The organism is Chromobacterium sp. LK11, assembly GCF_001043705.1.
In the GTDB taxonomy this organism is placed as follows: domain Bacteria; phylum Pseudomonadota; class Gammaproteobacteria; order Burkholderiales; family Chromobacteriaceae; genus Chromobacterium; species Chromobacterium alkanivorans.
This window is the reverse complement of record NZ_LDUR01000062.1, coordinates 1-359: the sequence shown is the minus strand read 5'-3', so window position 1 is coordinate 359 and position 359 is coordinate 1. Positions and strand designations below refer to the sequence as shown.

The 359-nt window shown below is 66.6% G+C and carries 1 protein-coding gene; it reads right to left on the bottom strand.

Features of this window, described 5'->3' with window-relative positions:
• Positions 1-359: calcium-binding protein (locus VK98_RS22540; RefSeq protein WP_048416164.1), on the bottom strand; the 359-nt coding region annotated here is incomplete at both ends.

The following is a 359-nucleotide window of genomic DNA, read 5'->3' as shown; positions in this document are numbered from 1 at the left end:
TCGGCGCCGAACACCAGTTCATCCCGGTACGAGTCTTCCGCGCTGACGCGGTAGGCCCGATCGATGATCACGTCCTGACCGTCGCCCAGATTGAACAGGTAGATGTCGCGGCCGTAACCGCCGGTCAGCGTGTCGTTGCCGATGCCGCCTTCCAGCGTGTTGTTCCAGCTGCTCCACGCCACCGTCAGCTGATCGTTGCCGGCGCCGCCGCGCAGCGTATCGCGCTCTTCGCGCCAAGTGCCGCCCTCGTTGCCGCCAATGATCACGTCGTCGCCGTCGCCGCCTTCCAGCAGGTCGGTGCCGTTGCCGCCATACAAGGAATCCTTGCCGGCGCCGCCGCGCAGCGTGTCGTTGCCTTC